Genomic DNA, 22,533 nt, shown 5'->3' with positions numbered 1-22,533 from the left:
CTTCCCCATACGAAACTCGTCTGAGAGACATGTCTTCCTCGCCTTCATCGCAGAACGCCTCCTCCTCTTCCTCCCTCTCCACTCCGGCCGCACTGTGGCGCCTGAAGCCCTTCGTGAAGCCCGTCATCTGGCGGCTCGCCGGGGGCGCTGCCAGCGCGCTCGTGGCAGCGATCATCGCTCTGATGATCCCCATCGTGCTCGAGCAGATCATTCGCGGACCGGTGCAGACCGGTGCGATCGACGCCATCGCCTGGGGTGCGCTCGCCGTCTTCGGTCTCGCGATCGGAGAAGCGTTGATGGTCTGGCTGCGCCGCCAGTTCGTGCTCTACCCTGCGACACAGGTCGAGTACACGATGCGAACCGAGCTCTACTCGCGCCTGCAGACGCTTCCGGTCTCGTTTCACGACCGCTGGCAGTCGGGGCAGCTGCTGAGCCGCATGATGCAGGACATCGGCCTGATCCGCCGCTGGCTGGCTTTCGGGCTCGTCCTGCTGGTGGTCAACATCCTCACGATCGTGATCGGATCGGTGCTGCTGTTCCGCTGGCATTGGCTGCTGGGCGTCATCTTCATCGTGACCGCCATCCCGCTGTGGATCCGCGGATACCTCTTCGAGAAGCGCTACGGCGCGCTCACACGCCGCAGCCAGGACCAGGCAGGTGACCTCGCGACGAGTGTCGAGGAGAGCGTGCACGGCATCCGCGTGCTCAAGGCCTTCGGCCGGGGCAAGCACGCCCTCGGCCGCTTCAGCCGTCAGGCCGAGACGCTGCGCGAGACCGAGATGAGCAAGGCAGGCGCGATCGCGTCGATCTGGTTCTGGCTCGACCTCATGCCCCAGATCGCCTTCGGCCTCAGCCTGATGTCGGGCATCTGGCTGATCTCGCAGGGCGAGATCGACCAGGCGCAGCTGTTCGCGTTCTTCGCCATGGCCGTGGTGCTCCGGTGGCCCATCGAATCGATCGGCTTCCTGTTCTCGTTCATGCTCGATGCGCGCACCGCAACCGATCGCGTGTTCGACATCTACTCCGAGACCAACTCCATCACCGACCCCGAGAACCCGGTGCACATCGCGGAGCCCCGCGGCGAGCTGGCCTTCGAGGCGGCGCACTTCCGCTACCAGGACGCAGGAGCGCACGAGCGCGACCTGCTCGACGGCATCGACCTCGTGCTGCGACCGGGCGAGACCATGGCGCTCGTCGGACTGACCGGCAGCGGCAAGACCACGCTCACCACGCTGCCGACGCGCCTCTATGACGTCACCGGCGGGCGGGTCACGCTCGACGGCGTCGACGTGCGCGACCTGCCGCTCGCCGAGCTGCGCCAGCACATCGCTATGGCCTTCGAAGACGCCACGCTGTTCTCGGCGACCGTTCGTGAGAACGTGCTGCTGGGGCGCGCCGACCTCGACGTGCACAGCGAAGAGGCCGAGCGCGTGCTGCGCGAGGCGCTCGACGTCGCTCAGGCGGCCTTCGTGGACTCGCTGCCCGAGGGCGTCGAGACCGTCATCGGCGAAGAGGGGCTGAGCCTGTCCGGCGGACAGCGTCAGCGTCTGGCGCTCGCCAGGGCCGTCGCCGCCAACCCGAAGGTGCTGGTGCTCGACGACCCGCTGTCGGCGCTCGACGTCGACACCGAGGCGCTCGTCGAAGAGGCGCTGCGACACGTGCTGGCCGACACCACGGCCATGATCGTGGCGCACCGGCCCTCGACCGTGGCACTCGCCGACCGGGTGGCGCTGCTCGAAGCCGGCCGGGTCACCGCTGTCGGAACCCACAGCGAACTGCTGAAGACGAGCAGTCATTACCGGCATGTCATCTCGAGCCTCGAGGCCGAGGAGGCCGCGCGTACCGGCGCGATCCCGATCATCCGCGATGAGCAGGCCGAGATCGACGCCGCAGTTCAGGCCGGGATCCGCGAGGATGCCGCCGACCAAGACATCATCACCGAGAAGGAGGTGCAGCGATGAGCTCCGCGATCACCGGAACCCAGGACGAAGACCGCTCCAGCTACACCAAGGCGGAGAGCCGGGCCATCCGCCGTCGGTCGCTCCGGCTGCTGGGCTCGCTCGTTCGTCCCCTGAAGGGGCAGATCGTGCTCGCGGCGATCGTGCTCGTGATCTCGACGGCGCTCCAGGTCGCCGGCCCGATCCTGATCAGCATCGGGCTCGACCGGGCCCTGCCCGCCGTGCTCGAGCGCGCGGACTGGATGCCGACCTTCATGATCGGCGGGATCTACCTCCTCGCCGGTGCTGTCGCAGCGGCGATGATCGCCTGGTACGTCATCATCGCGGCCAAGCTCACGCAGGCGGTGCTGCTGGACCTCCGCAAGCGGATCTTCCTGCACACTCAGCGCCTCAGCCTGGAGTTCCACGAGTCGTACACGTCAGGCCGCATCATCTCGCGCCAGACGAGCGATCTCGACTCGATCAAGGAGCTTCTCGACGGCGGGCTCAACGAGCTCGTATCCGGCGTGCTGTTCGGCCTGTTCACGTTCATCGCGCTGTGCGTGTGGGACTGGCAGTCCGGGCTCATCCTCGCGATCGGCGGCGTGCCGCTGTTCTTCCTGATGCGCTGGTTCTACTCGCGCTCGCAGCTCGTCTACCGTGAGTCGCGCGTGATCAGCGCGAAGGTGATCGTGCAGTTCGTCGAGACGATGACGGGCATCCGAGCGGTCAAGGCGTTCCGCAAGGAGCCCCGCAACGATGTGACGTTCCAGAAGATCGCCGGCGACTATCGGGATGTCAACCGCCGCTCGATGCTGCTGTTCGGCACGTTCGAGCCCGGTCTGATGGGCGTCGCGGCGCTGGTGCTCGGCATCGTCGTGCTCTGGGGTGGCATCCGGGTGTCCGAGGGGGCACTCACCGTCGGCGTGCTGCTGTCGGCCGTGCTCTACGTGCGCAACTTCTTCGCTCCGATGCAGGAGATCGCGATGTTCCTCAACTCCTACCAGTCCGCCACGGCGGCGCTGGAGAAGGTGTCCGGCGTGCTCGAGGAGGTGCCGACGGTTCCGGATCCCGAGAAGCCGGTGGACCTGTGGGAGTCGCGAGGACACATCGAGTTCGACGAGGTGACGTTCGGCTACAACGGTGAGAAGACGATCCTGCCGAACTTCTCGCTCGACATCCCGGCGGGGCAGACCATTGCGCTGGTGGGCACCACCGGAGCGGGAAAGTCCACGCTCGCGAAGCTGATCTCGCGGTTCTACGACCCGTCGATCGGAAAGGTGACGCTCGACGGAGTCGACCTGCGCAACCTGCACCCGAAGGATCTCCGTCGGGCCATCGTCATGGTGACGCAGGAGGCCTACCTCTTCAGCGGAACGGTCGCCGACAACATCGCTCTCGGAAAGCCCGACGCCTCGCTCGACGAGATCCGCGCGGCTGCCCGTGCGGTCGGGGCGGACGAGTTCATCTCGTCGCTGCCCGATGGATACCGCACCGACGTCAACAAACGCGGTGGTCGCGTGTCGGCAGGTCAGCGTCAGCTGATCTCGTTCGCCCGCGCGTTCCTCGCCGACCCTGCGGTGCTGATCCTCGACGAGGCCACCGCATCGCTCGACATACCCTCGGAGCGTCTGATTCAGGACGCGCTGCAGACGCTGCTCAAGGACCGCACGGCGATCATCATCGCGCACCGTCTCTCGACGGTCGCGATCGCCGACCGGGTGCTGGTGATGGAGCACGGGAAGATCATCGAGGATGACACTCCCGAGGCGCTCATCAGCGGCACGGGCAAGTTCGCGCAGCTGCACGCCGCCTGGCAGCAGACGCTGGTGTGAACGAGCGCGATTCCTGAACACCGAGGCCACGACCGATCACCGGTCGTGGCCTCGGTCGTTCGCCGTGGAGACGGCGGAGCGGTGAGGCGCAGGCCTGGGTAGCATCGAAGTATGGATCCGTTGCTTCTCGCCGTCGAGTTGTGGTGGATCGCGCCCGTCGCGGCCGGAGGGGTCGCCGCCGGGGCGGTCGGGTTGCGTCGTCGCAGCACGAGGAGCGGCCGCAGACTCGAGTACGACGCGGCTCGGCATGATCTCAAGGCTGCCCGGCAGGCGGCGGTCGAAAGACGGATGGCCGTCAAGCTCGCTCGGGCCGATGTCGTCCGCATCTCCGCGGAACGCAGTGCTCGGCGCGCGACCCAGGAACAGGTGGCCGGCGCCAAGCGGATGCTGCGCGCGAAGGAGAACGACGCCAAGGCCGCTGCCGCAGACGTCCGCGCGAAGCAGGTGCGCCTCAACGCCGCGCGCGCGGCCATCCCCGCAGCATCCGCACCCCGCCCCCTCGAGCGCCTCCAGGCGCAGCATGAAGCCATCGTGGTGCGCTGGATGAACTACGAGACCGACGCCGGCCTGCAGATCGCGTACCCGGCGATGACCGACGTCAGACAGCCCGCGACAGCGGCGTATCTCCGGGCGGCAGCGCACGCCGTTGAGATGCGCCGCGCCGCCACCGGGCGGGTCAGTGCTGAGGACTTCGCCGCGTACCGCGACGCCGTCGCCGACCTCGAGCGCGCTTTCGAGGCTGCCGAGCACGCCGCGAGAGTGCAGGCGGGCGAGACGACGTCAGCATCGTCGAGTTGGCAGGACGCCGCGCACGACGTGTTCAGCCGCTCGGCGGAGGCGATCGATCGTGCCGCTGGTGCCGCCGCGTCGGCCATCGCAGCGTGGAACGAGCGCAAGCGGCCGGGCAAGCAGTGACCGCCGCCTCCGATGAGGAAGCGGCGGCCGGTGCTCCATCCGAAGGGTCAGGCCCCGATCGTGCGTGAGGCGATGAGCTCGCGATACCAGTGCCCCGAGTCCTTGACGGTGCGTTCGAGGGAGTCGAAGTCCACGCGCACGATGCCGAACCTCTTGGCATAGCCGTAGCCCCACTCGAAGTTGTCGAGCAGCGACCACACGAAGTAGCCGCGCAGATCGACGCCTCGCTGGATCGCACGATGCGCGGCGGTGAAGTGGCGTCGGAGGTAGTCGGTGCGCTCGGGATCCGGCACCGAGCCGTCGTCAGCGACCTCGTCATCGAACGCGGCACCGTTCTCGGTGACCATCAGCGGCTGGGCGGGGAACTGCTCCGACAGTGAGACGAGCAGCTCTTCGAGCCCTTCCGGTGCGATGTTCCACCCCATCGCCGTGTAGGGCCCCGGCTGCTCGACGAACTCGACCAGCTGATCGCTGCCCGGCCATGCGGTGCCTCCGGCCGTGCCCTTGTGCCCGTCGTTCTGCTGCTTCTCCGAGACTCCGTCCCAGAGCCGCACCGTCGCGGTGGAGTAGTAGTTCACTCCGAGCACATCGATCGGCTGATGCACGGTGGCGAGATCGCCGTCGTGCACGAACGACCAGTCCGTGACCGAGGCCGTGTCCGCGAGGAGATCCGCGGGGTACTCGCCGCGCAGCATCGGATGCGTGAACGCGCGATTCGCCAGGGCGTCGATCCGGCGCATGGCCTCGTCGGCTCTATCGCCGACGCCACGCAGCACATGGAAGTTCAGCGTCACCGAGTAGTCGGGGTCGCCGGTCGACGTGGCGCGGAGTGCCTGGATCGCGCGCCCGTGCGCGAGGTTCAGATGGTGCACGGCGGCCAGAGCGGACGCCGGCTCGTGTCGGCCCGGCGCGTGACCGCCCTGCCCGTATCCCAGATAGGCCGAGCACCAGGGCTCGTTGAGCGTGGTCCACGTGTGCACCCGGTCGCCGAGCGCCGCGCCCATGATCGACGCGTATCGCTCGAAGGCGTCGGTCGTCGACCGGGAGGTCCACCCGCCTGCGTCTTCGAGGTACTGGGGGAGGTCCCAGTGATAGAGGGTCGCCACCGGCTTGATGCCGCGCTCGAGCAGCCCATCGACGAGACGCGAGTAGAAGTCGATGCCCGCCTGGTTGATGCCGCCATCTGCCGTTGGCACGATCCGCGGCCAGGCGATCGAGAAACGGTACGCCTGGAGTCCGAGGCCCGACATCAGCTCGAGGTCCTGGTCGACGCGGTGGTAGTGATCGCAGGCCACGTCGCCGGTGTCGCCGTTCCACACCTTGCCCGGTGTCCTGCTGAACGTGTCCCAGATCGACGGCGTCCGGCCGTCCTCGTCGGCCGCACCCTCGATCTGGTACGAGGCTGTCGCCGATCCGAATGTGAAGCCCTCGGGCAGCACGAGTCCGGATCCGCGGTAGTCGTCGGCGGGGGAGAGAGTCACCGGGTTACCTCCGTCAGGTCGGCTTCGTAGATCTTCTCACGGCCGTCCGGGCTCGTCACGGTCACGGACGCCGAGCCCGATCCGCCAGGGAACACCCGCAGTCGCAGGCCGTCGTGATAGTCGTAGTCCGGCCTGTCGGTGCGGGCGCCCCAGGGGAGCACGGTGCCTGGTCGCACATACAGCGGAAGCGAGTCGAAGGGGTGGGTCTCTCGCCGCCAGCCCCCGCCCGAGACGGTCTCGCCGCTCAGCAGCGACGTCCACTCGCCCTCCGGCAGGTAGAACTCCACTGATCCGTCCTCCGAGAAGACGGGCGCGACGAGCAGGTCGGTGCCGAGCATGTACTGCCGGTCGAGGTAGCCGACGGCCGGGTCGTCGGGGAACTCCAGCTGCATCGGTCGCATCACGGGCAGACCTGTCCGCGATGCCATGATGCCCTGCTGATACAGGTACGGCATCAGCTGCATCTTGAGGTGCGTGAATCGCCTCGTCACATCGACGGCCTCCTCGTCGAACGCCCACGGCACCCGGTACGAGCTCGATCCGTGGAAGCGCGAGTGCGAGCCGAGCAGGCCGAAGGCCGTCCAGCGCTTGAACACACCGGCATCCGGAGTGCCCTCGAACCCGCCGATGTCGTGGCTCCAGAAGGCGAAGCCGCTGAGCGCGAGCGAGAGCCCGCCGCGCAGCGTCTCGGCCATCGATGCGTAGGTCGATGTGGAGTCACCACCCCAGTGCACCGGCATGCTCTGCCCGCCGGCGGTCGCCGAGCGCGCGAACAGCACGGCGTCGTCGGCGCCTCGCGCCTCGACGAGCACATCGTGCACCGCTCGGTTGTAGAGATCGGTGTACAGGTTGTGCATGCGCTCGGGGTCGGAGCCGTCGGCCCAGACCACCTCGGTGGGGATGCGCTCGCCGAAGTCGGTCTTGAAGCAGTCCACGCCCTGGGCGATCAGGTCGCGGAGCTTCGCCTGGTACCAGGCGGTCGCATCCGGGTTGGTGAAGTCGACGAGACCCATCCCTGCCTGCCAGAGATCCCACTGCCAGACCGATCCGTCGGGGCGCACCACGAGGTAGCCCTGATCGGCCGCCTCACGGAAGAGAGGGGAGCGCTGCGCGATGTACGGGTTGATCCAGACGCAGACGCGCAGGTCCTTGTCGTGCAGTCTCGACAGCATGCCCTCGGGGTCGGGGAACACCCGGGAATCCCAGACGAAGTCGGTCCAGTTGAATTCGCGCATCCAGAAGCAGTCGAAGTGGAACACCGACACCGGCAGCTCACGCGCCGCCATCTCGTCGATGAACGAGTTGACGGTCTGCTCGTCGTAGTCGGTCGTGAAGCTCGTCGACAGCCAGAGCCCGTACGACCAGGCCGGAACCACCGGCGGTCGCCCGGTGAGGGCGGTGTAGCGTCCCAGCACATCCTTCGGCGTCGGACCCGCGATGACGAAGTACTCGAGCACCTCACCGGAGACCGAGAACTGCACGCGCTCGACCGATTCGGATCCGATCTCGTACGACACGTGGCCGGGATCGTTCACGAGCACGCCGTAGCCGCGATTCGAGAGGTGGAACGGGATGCTCTTGTACGCCTGCTCGCTGGAGGTTCCGCCGTCGGCGTTCCAGATGTCGACCGACTGGCCGTTCTTCACCAGCGGCCCGAAGCGCTCGCCGAGACCGTAGATCAGCTCGCCGACTCCGAGGTCGAGCTGCTCGTGCACGAAGACGGATCCGTTCGGGGTCGAACCGCCCTGTCGTGCATTGTCGACGATGCCGGCGTCGACCTGCGCGTCCGGGGCGAGTCGCACGTATCCCTGCGCCTTGTGCCCGCTCCCGGTCACGCGTCTGCCGTCGACCTCGAATGCGAGGCCCCAGGGTGCACCCGGCGTGATCCGCGCGACGAGCGAACCGGCATCGATGACGCCGCCCGCCTCGGTGATCGACACGGATGCCGCTCCGGATCCTGCTCCGGGGAGGCCGAACCCGCCATGCCAGCGGCCACCCTCGTGGTGCGCGATGCGCACGCGCACGACCCCTTCGGCGGGCGACGAGAGCGTGGTCGTCAGCACGGGCCGGTTCAGAGTGTCGCCGCGCTTGGCGATCACCATGGTGGGCGCCGTGATGACGATGCCGCGCCCGTCGGGGCTGTCGTGGGTCTCGGCGATGTCGTAGGCCTCCTGCGCATACAGCGCGGTGACCCCTGGACGCAGTTGCCAGAACCCGTCGGTGAACTTCATTACTTGACTGCTCCTGCCGTGATGCCGCGTGTGAGGGTGCGCTGGAAGATGAGGAAGAAGATGAGCGTGGGGATGATGCCGAGCAGCGCGGACGCGCTCGTCGTCGTGACGTCCATGAGCCGGTCGCCCTGCAGCACGCTGATCGCCACGGGGACCGTCTGATTCGCGTTGGATGCGAGGAAGGTCAGCGGGATCAGGAACTCGTTCCACGTCCAGATGAAGAAGAAGATGAGCAGCACCGACAGGGTCGGGCGGCTGATCGGGAAGACGATCCGCCAGAGGATCTGCCAGCGAGTCGCACCGTCGATGGATGCCGCTTCGAGGATCTCCTTGGGGAACGTGCCGTAGACCGACGACAGGAGATACGTGCCGAAAGCCGCTTGAATGACCGTGAAGACGATGATCACCGACCACACGTTGTCATACAGGCCGACGGACTTGAACATGTAGTACAGCGGGTAGAGCAGCGCCTCCTGCGGCAGCAGGTTGGCGAGCAGGAAGAGCAGCACGATCCAGCTGCGCCCGCGGACGCGGCCGATGCCGATCGCGAAGGCGTTGAGCATCGAGATCCCGACGGCGAGCACCGAGACGATGCCGGCGATGAAGATGGAGTTCCACACCTTCTCGGGGAAGTTCACGCGCTCCCAGAACTTGATGATCCCGCCGAAGTCCAGGGTCTCGGGGAAGGCGAGGGGACCCGACGTCGCGTAGTCGACCGGCGACTTGAACGAGTTGACCAGCACGAGGTAGAACGGCGCGATGACGAGCAGCGCGCCGATGACGACGAGCGCGAGCATGAGCCAGTCGACGGGGCGCTTCTTGGTCATGCCGCCGCGCGGGCGGCTCTGGGAGGGCTTGCCGGTGACGATGGCGGTGGTGGCGTGCATCAGAGACCCGCCCTTTCCTTGCGCTCGAGGGAGTTCTGCACGCGGATGAAGATGATCGACACGATCACCACGACGATGGTCAGCACGGTCGCGATCGTCGCGCCGTAGCCCACGTTCCGCTTCGTGAAGAATTCCTGATAGGCGTAGTACGCGGGCACCAGGGTGGCACCCGCGGGGCCGCCGCGCGTGATGATGTACACGGGGCCGAAGACCTTGAGGGCGGCGATCGTGCAGGTGAGCGTCACGACGAAGATCTCCGGGCGGATGATGCTCATCGTGATCGCGGTGAATCGCTGGAACCAGTTCGCGCCGTCGAGTTCGGCGGCCTCGTACAGCTCAGGATCGACGCGCTGGAGCGCCGCCATGAAGACGACGACGGGGTAGCCGAGCTGCACCCAGACCATGACGACCATCAGCACGATGAGGGCTGACGGCATCTGGCCGAGCCAGTCGTAGGCGGGGATGCCGAACCATCCGAGGATCTGGTTGAGCGCGCCGTCGCCACCCGGCCGAACGATCCAGCCGATCACGATGCCGGCGACGGCGATGGGCAGGATCTGGGGGAGGTAGTAGGTCGCGCGCAGGAAGCTGCCGACCTTGCCGCCGAACTTGCGACCGACGACGTCGAAGAGCAGGGCTGCGACGATCAGGCCGACGATCGTCGGCACCACGACCATGGCGATGATCATCCACACGGAGTTCGTGAACGAGGTCCAGAAGTCGCTGTCGGTGAGGATCTTCTGCCAGTTCTCGAGGCCGATGAACTCGGGTGAGCGCACTCCCTTCCACTTGGTGAAGGTCAGGTAGACGTTCCAGATCAGCGGGACGATGACGACGACGAGCAGAAGTACGAAGCCGGGGAGCAGATACAACCAGTAGGCCCCGGTCCCGCCGCTGCGCTGTGGGATCGACGGCTCTTCGGGCGGCAGCTTCGTGCGGCCCTCGCGTCGGGTGACGAGTGACATGTTCATCTCCAGGAGGATGCGGGGGCGACGCCGTGCAGTCGTCGCCCCCGCGGGCGGATCAACGGAATTCGGACGTGCCCTCGTCGTACTGCTCGCCGAGGTTCGTGTTGGTGGTCTCCGCATCCTGCGTGCCGGTGATCAGACCCTGGAGCTCCTGCACGATCACGTCGTAGAAGCCGGGCGCGGGCCAGTCCGGGTAGAACGCGAGTCCGTCGGCGTCGAGCACGCCGTTGAACGTCTCGATCAGTGCCGCGCTCTTCTCGTCGGTGATGTCGGCGGTGTCGGCCGCGACCGGAAGGCCGCCGTTGTTGCCGATGATCGCCTGGATCTCAGGACGCATCGTGATGTCGATGAACTCGTAGGCGAGCTCCTTGTTCGCCGCGTTCTCGGGGACGACCCAGAGGTTGCCGGATGAGCCGAGAGACAGGTCGGCCCCCGGGAACGCGGTCATCGTCCAGTCGAAGCCGGTCGCCTCGGAGACGAAGCGACCGAACCACCAGGAACCCGACACGAAGATGGGCGAGGTGCCGTTGATGAACGAGACGCCGGCGTCTTCAGCCTTGACCGAGGAGACGTCCGAGGCGATGTAGCCCTTGTCGATGTAGTCCTTGAGCGTCTCGGACGCTGCGGTGACCTCCGGGCCCTGCCAGTCGACCTCGCCGTCGTACAGCTGGTAGGAGTCGACGAAGCCGCGGTCGCCTTCGAGCAGCGCGAGCTGGTACCAGAGCTGTCCGAGCGGGTACTCGGCGCCGGCCTCGGCGAGCGGGGTGACACCCTGCGCGACGAACGCGTCGAGGACATCGACGAACTCGTCGTACGTGGTGGGGATCTCGAGCCCCGCCGCGGCGAACGCATCCTGGTTGTAGTAGACGCCCACGAACTCGCCGTAGTTCGGGACACCGAACCAGGTGTCGCCGCCCATGACGCCGTCGTCGGAGTACTTCGCGGTGGTCTGAAGCGAGGGAGCGAGCTTCTCGTCCCATCCGTACTCCTCGACGGCGTCGGAGATGTCCGAGATGAGCCCGGTGGAGGCGAGGAACCCGGCGGTCGCGTTGCCCTTGTTGAATTCCATGAGGTCGGGCGCGGCGTCGGTGTCGAGCACCTGGCTGGCCGTCTTCTGGATCTGCTCGAAGGACTTCTCCTCGAACTCGACGGTCGCTCCGGTCTCCTCTTCGAAGATCGCGATCGCCTCGGCCCAGGCCTTGCCCATGGCGCTGTCCGCGCCTTCGTAGTGCCAGAGCTTGAGGGTGTCTCCGTCGCCGCCCTCGTGTGCCGAACCGGCGGTGCAGCCGCTCAGCGCGATGCCTGTCGCGGTGAGCGCGGCGAGAGCCGCCAGCGTCTTCGTCCTGCGTGTGGTGCGTGCCATCGTCGGCACTCCTTTCTCAGTGGCCCTGGGGCCGGACACTTCAGTGGGTCGGGTGTTCAGTTGTGATGAGGCAGTCGTCGAAGCGTTTCGACAACGGTGATGCGGCTAGGTTCTCCGCGGGCGGTCACTCCCGAGCGGGAGCGACCGATCCGGCGAGGTGGTACTCGGGTGGGATGAGATGGATCCGGGCGGGCATGCCGGGTTCTTCCAGGCGCCGCACGGCGAGATCGACGGCGAGCTCGCACGACTTCTGGGGCACGAGGGGGATCGTGTCGATCGGAACGGCGAGTGAGGAGGTGTCGAACGATGCTGCGGCCGAGATCACCGACACGTCCTCGCCCACCGTCAGCCCGTGGGCGGTGATCGTCTCGAGGAGGGTCTCATGCACGTCGCCGACGGCATGCACGATGAATGCACGCACGCTCCGGCTCAGTGCCAGCTCAGCGGCGGCGCGTACTGCGGCCGGGTCGGTCGTCGTGACGCCGGTCGTCGCCCAGACGAGGTCGACTCCCCGCTGGGCGGCCCGGTCCTGCACGCCCAGGAGCAGCCGTCGGGGGAAGTTCGACTTGCGGTACGAGACCTCGGTCTGCCCGAGCAACGTGACCGACGTGTGCCCGGCATCGGCCAGCCGGTCCACGGCGAGGTGCCCTGCGCCTTCGAAGTCGAGGTCGACGCAGGTCAGACCGTGCGCGTCGTCAGGGATCCCGATGAAGACGGTCGGGGAGCGCAGGGATCGGGCGATCTCGGCTCGCTCGTCGTCCGGCGCGACGTCGAGCACGAGGATGGCATCGACCAGGTTGCTCGCGGCGACGCGGTTCATCCCCTCGGACGCCTGCTCGTCGGTCAGCAGCAGGATGTCGTAGCCACGGCGACGGGCGGCGACGGCTGTCGCGAGTACGAAGGCCATGTGCGTGGGAGCATGCGTGTCGGCGCGAAGAGGCTCGGTGAGTCCGAAGATCTGGGTACGCCGGCCGGCCAGCATCCGCGCTCCGGCATCGGGCTCATAGCCGAGAGTCTGCACCGCGTCCTCGATGCGCCGACGTGTCTTCTCCGAGACCGGACGCTTGCCGCTGAGCGCATAGGAGACCGTGCTGATCGACACTCCGGCAGCCTCGGCCACCTCGTGAATCGTCGTCATCAGGACTCCATCGTCGCTATCGGTTCATCGTCGAAGCGTTTCGCTTGTGCTTCCGAAAGCGATGATAGGCAGAGGCGGACGCGACGCGCAACCCTTTTGTGGCCAACCGCAACAAATCCGTGTCCCAAAGTTCGGGAGCGGTCCCATCGCATCGCCGTCCAGGGCGACGGGGCCTCGATGGGGGAGGGGATTCGAGACCCCGCCGCCGGTCTACGAAGTGATGCGGATCTGGGCGATGACCTCTGAGTACTCGGTCTCGCCGACAGGGGTGAACCCGACGCGCAGGAAGAACGCCTCGGGGCCGTCTTCTCCGGCCTCGTAGATGACGTTGACGTGATCGAAGCCGCGGGCACGGGCCTCTTCGATCAGGCTCTCGACTGCGAAGCGGCCGACGCCCTTGCCCTGGCCCTCGGCGTCGACGTTGATGCGCCACAGCACCGAGCGGAAGTGCTCCTCCGGAGCTTCGGCGTCGAAGTTCGCGCTGACGAACCCGACGACCTGGTCGTCCTCGAGGACGACCCGCTGCCAGGAGGTCTGCGGGTTGATGACCGTCGCCGCGATGCCGTAGGACACCGGAGCGAGGAACTGCTCCTGTCCGGGCTTGAGCGACAGGTTGTTCACGGCGACGATCGTCGCAGCGGAGAGTTCCACCATGCGCAGTTCGGACATAGTCACAGGCTAGCCCCTCCCAGGGGTCCCGCGCAGAAACCTCGACTTTCGTCAGGGGTGCCCCACCGCGGAATGCCGGAAGTCGATGTCAGCGCCTCCTCGCGGCGAACGTGCGTCGGGAGCGCCTCAGGTATCTTGGTATCGAGACAAATATGCCCTCGCGAACGGAGAACCTCCTGGTGACCGACGACGCCATCATCTACACCTACACCGACGAGGCTCCGGCTCTCGCCACCGCCTCCTTCCTGCCGATCATCAAGGCCTACACGGGACAGGCGGGCATCGAGGTCGAGACCCGCGACATCTCGCTCGGCGGACGCATCCTCGCCGCATTCCCGCAGAAGCTCGCGCCCGAGCAGCAGGTCGGCGACTCGCTCGCCGAACTCGGCGGACTCGCGACGCTCCCTGAGGCGAACATCATCAAGCTCCCGAACATCTCGGCCTCGATCCCGCAGCTCAAGGGCGCGATCGCCGAGCTGCAGTCCCAGGGTTACGACATCCCCGACTTCCCGGACGAGCCGACCTCCCTCGAGGAGAAGGACGTCCGCGCACGCTACGACCGCATCAAGGGCTCCGCGGTCAACCCCGTGCTGCGCGAGGGAAACAGCGACCGTCGAGCGCCTCTGGCCGTCAAGAACTACGCCAAGAAGCACCCGCACCGCAACAAGCCGTTCGCGGAGGGTTCGAAGACCCGCGTCGCGACGCTCGGTCACGATGACTTCAAGCACAACGAGCGCTCCTGGGTCGCCGCCCATGACGACGTCCTGAGCTTCCGTCACACCGCCGCTGACGGCACGGTGACGATCCTCAAGGAGGGGCTGAAGGTCCTCCCGCGCGAGATCATCGACGCCACGTTCCTCTCGGCCGCGCACCTCGACGCATTCCTCGCCGAGACGATGGAGATGGCGAAGAACGACGACATCCTCTACTCGGTGCACCTCAAGGCCACGATGATGAAGGTCAGCGACCCGATCATCTTCGGCCACGTCGTGCGGGTGTTCTTCAAGGACGTGTTCGCTCAGTACGGTGACAAGCTCGCCGAGGCGGGCCTCAACCCGAACGACGGTCTCGGGTCGATCCTCTCGGGTCTCGGCGGCATCGCCGGCGGCGAAGAGATCGCCGCAGCATTCGACCGCGCGCTCGCCGAGGGCCCGCGCGTCTCGTACGTGAACTCCGACAAGGGCATCACGAACCTGCACGTGCCCAGTGATGTGATCGTCGACGCGTCCATGCCCGCGCTCGTCCGCAACGGCGGCAAGCTGTGGGGCGAGGACGGCGGCGAGGCCGACACGCTCGCGGTCATCCCCGACTCGTCGTACGCGAGCGTCTACCAGGCCGTCATCGACGACGTGATCGCGAACGGCCCGCTCGACCCCGCCACGATCGGCACCGTGCCGAACGTGGGGCTCATGGCCCAGGCGGCGGAGGAGTACGGCAGCCACGACAAGACCTTCGAGATCGCCGCTCCCGGCACGGTCCAGGTCCTCGACGGCGAGGGCACCGTGCTGATCGAGCACGAGGTCGGCGCCGGCGACATCTGGCGCGCGACGCAGACCAAGCACATCCCGGTCATGGACTGGGTCAAGCTCGCGGTCACGCGTGCTCGTGCGTCGGGAGTGCCTGCGGTGTTCTGGCTCGATGCCAACCGCTCGCATGACGCGCAGATCATCGCCAAGGTGCACCAGGGTCTCGCGACGCTCGACACCAAGGGGCTCACGATCACGATCCTCGCCCCCGAAGAGGCCACCCGCTACACGCTCGCGCGCATGCGTCACGGCCTCGACACCATCTCGGTGACCGGCAACGTGCTGCGTGACTACCTCACCGACCTGTTCCCGATCCTCGAGGTCGGCACCAGTGCCAAGATGCTGTCGATCGTCCCGCTGCTCGCCGGCGGCGGACTGTTCGAGACCGGTGCCGGCGGCTCCGCGCCCAAGCACGTGCAGCAGCTCGTGGAGGAGAACTACCTGCGCTGGGATTCCCTGGGCGAGTTCTTCGCGCTGGCCGCATCGCTCGAGCACTTCGCCGACCGCACGGGCAACGAGAAGGCCCGTGTCCTCGCGGAGACGCTGGATGCCGCGACCGGGACCTTCCTCGAAGAGGACCGCTCTCCTGGTCGCGCTCTCGGCACGATCGACAACCGCGGTAGCCACTTCTACCTGGGCCTGTACTGGGCGCAGGAGCTCGCGGCGCAGACGAAGGACCCCGAGCTCGCGGCGTCGTTCGCTCCGATCGCCGCCACGCTCTCGGAGAACGAGGAGAAGATCGTCTCCGAACTCAACGCCGTGCAGGGCAAGCCCGTCGAGATCGGCGGCTACTACCGCCCCGACGACGCACTGGTCGAAGCCGTCATGCGCCCGTCCACGACGCTGAACGGGATCGTCGACGCACTGAGCTGACACGGATCGACGAAAGGAGGGGCCGGATGCGCGAGCATCCGGCCCCTCCTTCGTCGTTCTCCGCGAGCACGGAAGGCCGTGTCCTTCCGAGTCGGCGATGCGCCGGCTCGGTCGGGGGAGCGAGGGTCAGTAGTGGACCGACACCTCGAGGCCGACGGGCGACCATTCGTAGACGTACTTGGCGACGTCGATCGGCATGTTCACGCAGCCGTGGCTGCGCGGGTTGCCGAAGTCGTTGTGCCAGTAGGTGCCGTGGAAGCCCTCGTCTCCATTGAAGTACGTGACCCAGGGGACGTTCGGCGTCTCGGTGATCGACCCGTCCGGTTCGCGGCTCTTCATCGTCTGCTCGCGCACATGCGCGTAGACCCTGAAGTTGCCGGTGTCGGTGGGCGTCGCGCTCTTTCCCGACGAGATCGCCCATGAACGGACGACGGCGCCGTTCTCGATGAGAGTCGCCGTCTGAGAGCTCAGGTCGACATCGATCTTGCGAACCAGGTTGACGGACTCGAACGGAGTCTCGGTGACCTCGATGGGGAAGACGCCCTCGCCGGCCTCCAGCTTCGATACGACGTCGGATGCGAGGTTCGAGGTGTCGCCGATCGCGCGGCCGTTCGTGCCCTCGGCGACGGTGCGAAGGATCTCGCCCCCGGAGTCGACGATGTTCGTCGCATTGACGGGCTCCCGGTTGACGGATGCGGGAAGGGCGTCGATCGTCGCCTGGATCGCCGCCTCATCCGCGACGATGCTCAGCTCGCCCTCGTCGTCGACGACCGAGAGCCAGGTCGAGGCGGTGGCCGGGTCGACGGGGACCGCACGCTCTTCGCCGATGTAGAAGCCGATCGAACCCAGCATCGTGTTCAGTGAGGTGGCAAAGGTCGTGGCATCTTCGTCTGTGACGGCGGGGGCCGCTTCGGCCGGACCGCCGGAGAACTCGAGGCTCTTTCCGCCCTCCGCGATCGTCGCGACGATGGCAGCTGTGAGGCCGTCGACGTCTACGGCCGTGCCGGGCGCCGAAGGCGTGATCGCATAGCCTCCGCCTGCGGCGTCGAAGACGACGCCGGCGTCGACCGGGTCTTCGAAGCTCGCCGGCACCGCCTCGCGCAGCGCGGATTCCGCCTTGGTGGGGTCGAGAGCGATGTCGCCGGCGACGGGCTCGCCCATCCAAGCGGTGACGTTCCAGAGCGGACGCTCCGCGAAGGCCGCGTCAGCGAGTGCGCTCGCGTCGATCGTGGCGCCGAGATCGGCTCCGGTCAGGACGATGTCGTCACCGGCTCCCGTGAGAGTGACCTCGGTCTCGGCGACGTGAGCCTGGATGGTCTCTGCGGCGGCCCCGGGAGTGAGCCAGCCGACGGGGATTCCGGCGACTGTGGTGCCCGGAGCGATCAGGATCATCGATGCGGCGCCTGCGCCGAGGGCCAGGGCTCCCACGCCGAGACCGATCCACAGGCCGAGGCGCTTCTTCTTGGGGGCTGGCTCGATCGGCGCCCAGGCGAGCTCCTGGTCGCCGCTGCTCGGCGGCTGGGAGTCGGTGGGCGCGTTGCCGGAGTCGCCGGGCGCGACGTTCTGCAGCTGGTCACCGGAGGCGGTCGCCTCGGTCAGCTTCTCGGTCTTCGCATCCTGCGCTGAGATCAGATCGGTCACGAACATCACCCCCCGGTTTCTCGCGTGTCCTTACCGATATGCTACGCGATCGCGTATAACGGGGAGGCAACGGTCCGTGGAGCTGTGGAGATCTCGCTGGCGTCAGTCGGTGACGACCGCGAGGCCGTCGATCTCGACGAGCATCTCCTCACGCGGCAGGCCGGTGAAGACGGTGGTGCGCGACGGCAGGATGCCGCTGGTCGTGTGCGCGGTCACGAAGGCGCCGTATGCGTCGTTCATGATCGCGAAGTCCTCGCGCTTGGTCAGGTACACGCGCAGCATCACGACATCGTCGAACGTCGCGCCCGAGGCCTCGACGATCGCCTTGACGTTCTCGAGGGTGCGCGTGGTCTGGGCCGCGACATCACCCGGGAAGAGATACTCGTTCGTCTGGGGATCGACGGGGCCCTGACCGGAGACCTGCACGATCGGGCCCTTGCGGATGCCCTGCGAGAAGGTGTGGGCGGGGGCGGGGGCGGCGTCGGTCGACACTCGGATCTTCGCGGTCATGAGGCCAGCCTAGTAGCCTTGTTAGATGCCTCTACAAATCCCGGATCCTGTTCTCGGCACCTGGGCGAAGGGTTTCCCTTCGCGATCCGCGGGGCTCCGACTCTCGGAGGTCGCCGGGGCGGGGCTGCACCTGTCCGACCTCGTGACTCCGGTGCTGACAGTGCATGAGGCCGCGCTCGCCCACAACGAATCGACCGTCTTCGCATGGGCGGAGCACCAGGGCGTTCTCCTCGCGCCGCATGGCAAGACGACGATGGCGCCGGCGCTCTGGCAGCGACTGCTCGACGCCGGTGCGTGGGGCATCTCGGTCGCGACGCCGTGGCAGGCCGAGGTCGCTGTCGAGGCGGGCGTCTCCACCGTGCTCATCGCGAACCCCGTCACGGATCGCACAGCCGCACGCCATCTGGGCGAACTGCTGGCTGTGGATCGCGATCTCCGGATCCTGTGCTGGGCCGACTCCGTCGACACCGTCGGCATCCTCGCTGACGCCCTCGGCGGCGCTGATCGCCCGCTCGATGTGCTCGTCGAGCTCGGTGGCCGGGGAGGCCGCACCGGTGCCCGCAGCGTGGAGGAGGGCGAGAGCATCGCGCAGGCGATTCTCTCATCGCCGGGTCTGCGGCTCGCCGGTGTCACGGGATACGAGGGTCCGTTCGGCCCCGATCGGTCAGAGATGTCGGTCGCGGCGGTCGACGCCTATCTCTCGACGCTGGTCGAACTTCATCGGCGCCTCGCATACCCGTCCGACGTCCGTCCGGTGCTCAGCGCAGGGGGCAGCGCCTTTCCCGACCGAGCCGCGGCGATACTGGCCCCGCACCGTGACGACGCCGACATCGTGCTGCGGTCGGGGGCGTTCCAGATCCACGACGACGGCTTCTACTCGCGTATGTCGCCGTTCGGCCCGCTGACATCGACGGAGCCCCTGCGGTCGGCCATGCACGCCTGGTCGCGTGTCGTCTCTCGCCCCGAGCAGGGACTCGCGCTCCTGGACGCGGGGCGCCGCGACGTGCCCTTCGACCTCGATCTGCCCGTGCCTCAGTCGGTCGCAGGGCGGGTCACGGCCCTCAACGACCAGCACGCGTTCCTCGACCTCGCAGACGGCGGGAGTGTCGCCGTCGGTGACGTCGTGCGCCTCGGCCTGTCCCACCCGTGCACGGCCTTCGACAAGTGGCGTGTGGTGGCGATGATCGACGACCCGGATGCCGCGGATCCGCGTGTGATCGGAGCGGTCGCGACATGCTTCTGAGCACGGAGAAGCCGGTGCGGGTCTACCGAGGCGCCACGGTGATCGACGGCACCGGCGCCGAGCGGTTCGTCGCCGATGTCGCGGTCGAGGGATCGCGCATCGTGGCGGTGATTCGCGAGGGTGACGAGAGCATTCTGGAGCTGCCGGCGGACGCGGTCGAGGTCATCGCCACGGGGCTGGTGCTGTCTCCCGGATTCATCGACATGCACGCGCACAGCGAGCTGGCCGTGCTGCAGGGAGCCGCGCACGACGCCAAGGTCCTGCAGGGCGTCACGACGGAGGTGCTCGGCCAGGACGGACTCGGCTACGCGCCGCTCGATCACGCTGCAGCAGAGGTGATCCCCGCTCAGATCGCCGGCTGGAACGGCATGCCGTCCACTGCCCCCTGGCGCTCGATGGGCGACCTGCTCACCGCGATCGACGAGGTTTCGGTGGGCAACGCCGCCGTCCTCGTGCCGCAGGGCAACCTGCGGATGATGGTGGTGGGTCACGAGAACCGCCCGGCCACAGTCGAGGAGATCGCGGCGATGTCCGAGATCCTCGGCGAGGCGCTCGACGCGGGAGCGTTCGGGATGTCGAGCGGGCTGACCTACACCCCGGGCATGTACGCCGACACCGCCGAGCTGGAGGCGCTGTGTCGTGTCGTCGCCGAGCGCGGTGGGTACTGGGCACCGCACACCCGAAGCTATGGCGGGGGAGCCCTCGACGCCTATCGAGAGGCGCTCGACATCGGCCGCCGCACGGGGTGTCCGATCCATCTGACGCACGCGACGATGAACTTCGCACCGAACCGCGGGCGCGCGGCGGAGCTGCTGGCGCTCGTGGACGAGGCGCTCGACGACGGCGTCGACGTCACTCTCGACACCTACCCCTACCTTCCCGGCGCCACGACACTGGCCGCCGTGCTGCCGAGCAGGCTCGCCGAGAGCGGAGACCTGCTGGCGACCATCGCCGCCCTCGACGAGGCAGGACGCGAGTCCGTGCGCGTCGAGCTCGAGGAGATCGGCTGCGACGGATTCCACGGCGAACGCGCCGACTGGTCGGCGATCCAGATCTCCGGCACCTCCTCGCCCGACCTCGCAGACCTCGTCGGGCGCACCGTCGAAGAGATCGCCTCGTCGTCGGGCAGACGCGCTGTCGACGTCGTGCTGGACACGATCCTCGAAGACCGCGGCGCGACCGGCATCCTGATGCATATCGGCGACGAGGACAACGTCCGCGCGATCATGCGGCACCCGCGGCACTGCGGCGGCAGCGACGGGATCCTGATCGGCGCGCGCCCGCACCCACGCGGCCGGGGAACCTTCCCCCGCTATCTCGGGCACTACGTGCGAGAGCTCGGTGTCCTCTCGCTCGAGCAGGCCGTTCGGCATCTGTCCGGCACGCCCGCGATGCGACTGGGCCTGGATCGTGGCGACGCACCACGAGGCGTGATCCGCGAGGGGGCGACGGCCGATCTGGTGCTGTTCGATCCCGAGACGATCTCGGCGGGGGCGACCTTCGACGCACCGCACCGGGCGCCCATCGGGATCGACGAGGTGCTCGTCGGCGGCGTGCCGGTGGTGCTGGCCGGCCGCATATCCGGCGCGACACCGGGTCGCGCTCTCACGATGGCCCCCGCGGCTCATCGCGCGCCCGTCCCGAACATCCGCTCGGTGATCGACCCGGCCGCGGCCCCCTTCCACTGGACGGCTCGCACTCCGGTCACGGCCCCCGACGCACTCGCCCTGAGCGCGTCCCGGCTCGGTGGCCCTCGCGAGGGTCCGGACTCGTCCCCCGCGATCACGCTGCTCGTCGACGAGTCCCTCGCCGAGGAGCCTTTCGCCCGAGAGGGTGTGGGCCACGAGGCCTTCCGCGTCACGGTCGCCGCCCACGGAATCGAGGTCAGGGGCGCCGCGCCGGCCGGTGTGTTCCGGGGCGTCACCCTGCTGCGGCAACTGCGCGAACCGGGCGCTGACCGTGCGCGGATCCCCGCAGGCATCTGGGAGTCCGCGCCCGCCTACGCCTGGCGGGGTGTGATGCTCGACGTCGCGCGGCACTTCCGCCCCGTCGAGGACCTCGAGCGTCTGGTCGATCTGATGGCCGACCACCACCTCACGCACCTGCACCTTCATCTCACCGACGACCAGGGCTGGCGCTTCGAGGTGCCCGGGTTCCCGCGTCTGACCCAAGTGGGCGCTCGCCGCGAGGAGACGCAGCTGGGCCATGGTCCTGATGCCACCGTCGAGCTGGGGCTGCACGAGGGGTATTACACGGATGCCGAGCTGCGCGGCCTGGTCGCCTACGCCGCCGAGAGGTTCGTGACGGTCGTGCCGGAGGTCGAGCTGCCGGGGCATATCCAGGCGGGTCTCGCCGCTTATCCCGCGCTCGGCAACGCGGACGTCGGCGAGCCTGTGGTGGTGCCGTGGTCGCGTTTCGGTGTGAACCCGCGCACTCTCGCCCCGACGGACGACGCTCTCGCCTTCGGGCGGGCCGCGATCGACGCGCTGTGCGATCTCTTCGATTCTCCGTGGATCGGCATCGGCGGAGACGAGGTCCCCGTGACCGAGTGGGCGCAGAGCGCTGCTGCGCGTGAGCGGATGCGCGAGCTCGGTCTCGCGACTCCGCACGACGTGCAGCCGTGGTTCACGGCTCAGTTCGTGGCGCACGTCCGCAGCCGCGGACGCACCGCCCTCGCCTGGGACGAGGTGCTCGAGGGCGACGTCCCCGATGGGGTGGAGGTCCTCGCGTGGCGGGGCCCTGTCGCCATGCGTGAGGCGCTGCGACGTGGCATCCCCGTGATCGCGTGCCCAGACCTCGAGGTGTATCTCGACTATCCGCAGTCGGAGTCGGGGGAGGAGCCCATCAGAGTCGGGCCGCCGCTGTCGATCGAGCAGGCGTACACGCTCCGCATCGAGGACGCCGCGGCCGGCGGGCAGGCCAACGTGTGGACCGAGCACCTCCCGACGCGGGATCGTGTCGATTTCGCGATGTTCCCCCGTCTCGCGGCGATCGCCGAGCGGCTGTGGGACGGCGGCGAACCTCCCCCGTACGAGGGATTCGCCCGCAGGCTTCCCACCCACCTCAGACGCCTCGCCGAGTCGGGGGTGCGGTATCGTCCTCTCGACGGTCCGACGGCTGCGCAGAGGCGTCCTGGAGTGCCGGGGAAGCCTCTCACTCGTGAGGCGAGGCAGGAGATCGTGGCCGGCCTCGTCGAGCGCTTGTCCGGGTCTCAAGACACCGCCGACGGGGTACTCTCGGCATAATGTAACGTTTCCGTAACCCTCCCTGTGCTATCAGAGGCAGGGGTTGCGAAATTTTTGTTCGTAAGGTCTAC

General features: G+C 67.8%; 15 protein-coding genes. 6 read left to right on the top strand and 9 right to left on the bottom strand.

The window, feature by feature from the left end:
• The first annotated feature begins 29 nt into the window (after positions 1 to 29).
• From ACLKOY_RS06670 to ACLKOY_RS06660, 3 genes are all read left to right on the top strand, one after another.
• Positions 30 to 1,961, top strand: coding sequence for an ABC transporter ATP-binding protein (locus ACLKOY_RS06670; RefSeq protein ID WP_436452948.1), 1,932 nt, complete (start codon positions 30 to 32; stop codon positions 1,959 to 1,961).
• Positions 1,958 to 3,772, top strand: a complete 1,815-nt coding sequence (locus ACLKOY_RS06665) for an ABC transporter ATP-binding protein (protein WP_436452947.1) — start codon at positions 1,958 to 1,960, stop codon at positions 3,770 to 3,772. The genes ACLKOY_RS06670 and ACLKOY_RS06665 overlap by 4 nt, the downstream gene beginning before the upstream one ends.
• A gap of 111 nt (positions 3,773 to 3,883) precedes the next feature.
• A complete protein-coding gene (locus ACLKOY_RS06660) occupies positions 3,884 to 4,687 on the top strand; it encodes a hypothetical protein (RefSeq protein WP_436452946.1) in 804 nt (267 codons plus the stop codon).
• Positions 4,688 to 4,734: 47 nt separating this feature from the next.
• Here ACLKOY_RS06660 and ACLKOY_RS06655 read toward each other — a convergent pair whose 3' ends face one another.
• The 7 genes from ACLKOY_RS06655 to ACLKOY_RS06625 all read right to left on the bottom strand — a co-directional run bounded on the left by ACLKOY_RS06655 (position 4,735) and on the right by ACLKOY_RS06625 (position 13,424).
• Entirely contained in the window at positions 4,735 to 6,168 is a 1,434-nt protein-coding gene (locus tag ACLKOY_RS06655) for a GH1 family beta-glucosidase (protein ID WP_436452945.1), read from the bottom strand.
• Positions 6,165 to 8,399, bottom strand: coding sequence for an alpha-xylosidase (yicI, locus tag ACLKOY_RS06650; protein ID WP_436452944.1), 2,235 nt, complete (start codon positions 8,397 to 8,399; stop codon positions 6,165 to 6,167). Before yicI ends, ACLKOY_RS06655 begins: the two co-directional genes overlap by 4 nt.
• Complete coding sequence (locus tag ACLKOY_RS06645) at positions 8,399 to 9,286, bottom strand: carbohydrate ABC transporter permease (RefSeq protein WP_436452943.1); 888 nt, start codon at positions 9,284 to 9,286, stop codon at positions 8,399 to 8,401. Before ACLKOY_RS06645 ends, yicI begins: the two co-directional genes overlap by 1 nt.
• Complete coding sequence (locus tag ACLKOY_RS06640) at positions 9,286 to 10,251, bottom strand: carbohydrate ABC transporter permease (protein WP_436452942.1); 966 nt, start codon at positions 10,249 to 10,251, stop codon at positions 9,286 to 9,288. The genes ACLKOY_RS06645 and ACLKOY_RS06640 overlap by 1 nt, the downstream gene beginning before the upstream one ends.
• Positions 10,252 to 10,309: 58 nt before the next feature.
• Positions 10,310 to 11,617: an ABC transporter substrate-binding protein gene (locus ACLKOY_RS06635; protein ID WP_436452941.1), complete on the bottom strand. Its 1,308-nt coding sequence runs from the start codon at positions 11,615 to 11,617 to the stop codon at positions 10,310 to 10,312.
• 124 nt (positions 11,618 to 11,741) lie between these two features.
• Positions 11,742 to 12,755: a LacI family DNA-binding transcriptional regulator gene (locus ACLKOY_RS06630; protein ID WP_436452940.1), complete on the bottom strand. Its 1,014-nt coding sequence runs from the start codon at positions 12,753 to 12,755 to the stop codon at positions 11,742 to 11,744.
• Between the two features lie 210 nt (positions 12,756 to 12,965).
• On the bottom strand, positions 12,966 to 13,424 hold the full coding sequence (locus ACLKOY_RS06625) for a GNAT family N-acetyltransferase (protein ID WP_140036437.1): 459 nt from the start codon (positions 13,422 to 13,424) through the stop codon (positions 12,966 to 12,968).
• A gap of 179 nt (positions 13,425 to 13,603) precedes the next feature.
• On the opposite strand from ACLKOY_RS06625, the gene ACLKOY_RS06620 reads away from it, so the two are divergent.
• Complete coding sequence (locus ACLKOY_RS06620) at positions 13,604 to 15,823, top strand: NADP-dependent isocitrate dehydrogenase (protein ID WP_436454105.1); 2,220 nt, start codon at positions 13,604 to 13,606, stop codon at positions 15,821 to 15,823.
• 126 nt (positions 15,824 to 15,949) lie between these two features.
• Here ACLKOY_RS06620 and ACLKOY_RS06615 read toward each other — a convergent pair whose 3' ends face one another.
• Complete coding sequence (locus tag ACLKOY_RS06615; RefSeq protein WP_436454104.1) at positions 15,950 to 17,470, bottom strand: L,D-transpeptidase family protein; 1,521 nt, start codon at positions 17,468 to 17,470, stop codon at positions 15,950 to 15,952.
• 96 nt (positions 17,471 to 17,566) lie between these two features.
• Positions 17,567 to 17,974, bottom strand: coding sequence for a RidA family protein (locus ACLKOY_RS06610; RefSeq protein WP_140036438.1), 408 nt, complete (start codon positions 17,972 to 17,974; stop codon positions 17,567 to 17,569).
• Between the two features lie 25 nt (positions 17,975 to 17,999).
• Here ACLKOY_RS06610 and ACLKOY_RS06605 point away from each other — a divergent pair, with 25 nt between their 5' ends.
• Together ACLKOY_RS06605 and ACLKOY_RS06600 are read left to right on the top strand one after the other, a co-directional pair.
• The gene (locus ACLKOY_RS06605) at positions 18,000 to 19,217 is read left to right on the top strand and encodes an amino acid deaminase (RefSeq protein ID WP_436452939.1); all 1,218 of its coding nucleotides are present in this window, start codon (positions 18,000 to 18,002) and stop codon (positions 19,215 to 19,217) included.
• Positions 19,208 to 22,462, top strand: a complete 3,255-nt coding sequence (locus ACLKOY_RS06600; RefSeq protein ID WP_436452938.1) for a family 20 glycosylhydrolase — start codon at positions 19,208 to 19,210, stop codon at positions 22,460 to 22,462. The genes ACLKOY_RS06605 and ACLKOY_RS06600 overlap by 10 nt, the downstream gene beginning before the upstream one ends.
• Positions 22,463 to 22,533: the final 71 nt, after the last annotated feature.

The sequence above is a fragment of the Microbacterium sp. K2 genome (assembly GCF_051365005.1).
Classification (GTDB): domain Bacteria; phylum Actinomycetota; class Actinomycetes; order Actinomycetales; family Microbacteriaceae; genus Microbacterium; species Microbacterium foliorum_B.
Note: the sequence above shows the minus strand (reverse complement) of the source record. Positions and strands in the feature narration are given on the sequence as shown.

Bases quoted from the DNA above. Each gene is read 5' to 3' on its own strand.
- yicI (WP_436452944.1), bottom strand. From the start codon at position 8,399: ATGAAGTTCACCGACGGGTTCTGGCAACTGCGTCCAGGGGTCACCGCG.
- ACLKOY_RS06665 (WP_436452947.1), top strand. From the start codon at position 1,958: ATGAGCTCCGCGATCACCGGAACCCAGGACGAAGACCGCTCCAGCTAC.
- ACLKOY_RS06670 (WP_436452948.1), top strand. From the start codon at position 30: ATGTCTTCCTCGCCTTCATCGCAGAACGCCTCCTCCTCTTCCTCCCTC.
- ACLKOY_RS06630 (WP_436452940.1), bottom strand. From the start codon at position 12,755: ATGACGACGATTCACGAGGTGGCCGAGGCTGCCGGAGTGTCGATCAGC.
- ACLKOY_RS06625 (WP_140036437.1), bottom strand. From the start codon at position 13,424: ATGTCCGAACTGCGCATGGTGGAACTCTCCGCTGCGACGATCGTCGCC.
- ACLKOY_RS06640 (WP_436452942.1), bottom strand. From the start codon at position 10,251: ATGTCACTCGTCACCCGACGCGAGGGCCGCACGAAGCTGCCGCCCGAA.
- ACLKOY_RS06660 (WP_436452946.1), top strand. From the start codon at position 3,884: ATGGATCCGTTGCTTCTCGCCGTCGAGTTGTGGTGGATCGCGCCCGTC.
- ACLKOY_RS06610 (WP_140036438.1), bottom strand. From the start codon at position 17,974: ATGACCGCGAAGATCCGAGTGTCGACCGACGCCGCCCCCGCCCCCGCC.
- ACLKOY_RS06645 (WP_436452943.1), bottom strand. From the start codon at position 9,286: ATGCACGCCACCACCGCCATCGTCACCGGCAAGCCCTCCCAGAGCCGC.
- ACLKOY_RS06600 (WP_436452938.1), top strand. From the start codon at position 19,208: ATGCTTCTGAGCACGGAGAAGCCGGTGCGGGTCTACCGAGGCGCCACG.
- ACLKOY_RS06605 (WP_436452939.1), top strand. From the start codon at position 18,000: ATGCCTCTACAAATCCCGGATCCTGTTCTCGGCACCTGGGCGAAGGGT.
- ACLKOY_RS06635 (WP_436452941.1), bottom strand. From the start codon at position 11,617: ATGGCACGCACCACACGCAGGACGAAGACGCTGGCGGCTCTCGCCGCG.
- ACLKOY_RS06615 (WP_436454104.1), bottom strand. From the start codon at position 17,470: ATGTTCGTGACCGATCTGATCTCAGCGCAGGATGCGAAGACCGAGAAG.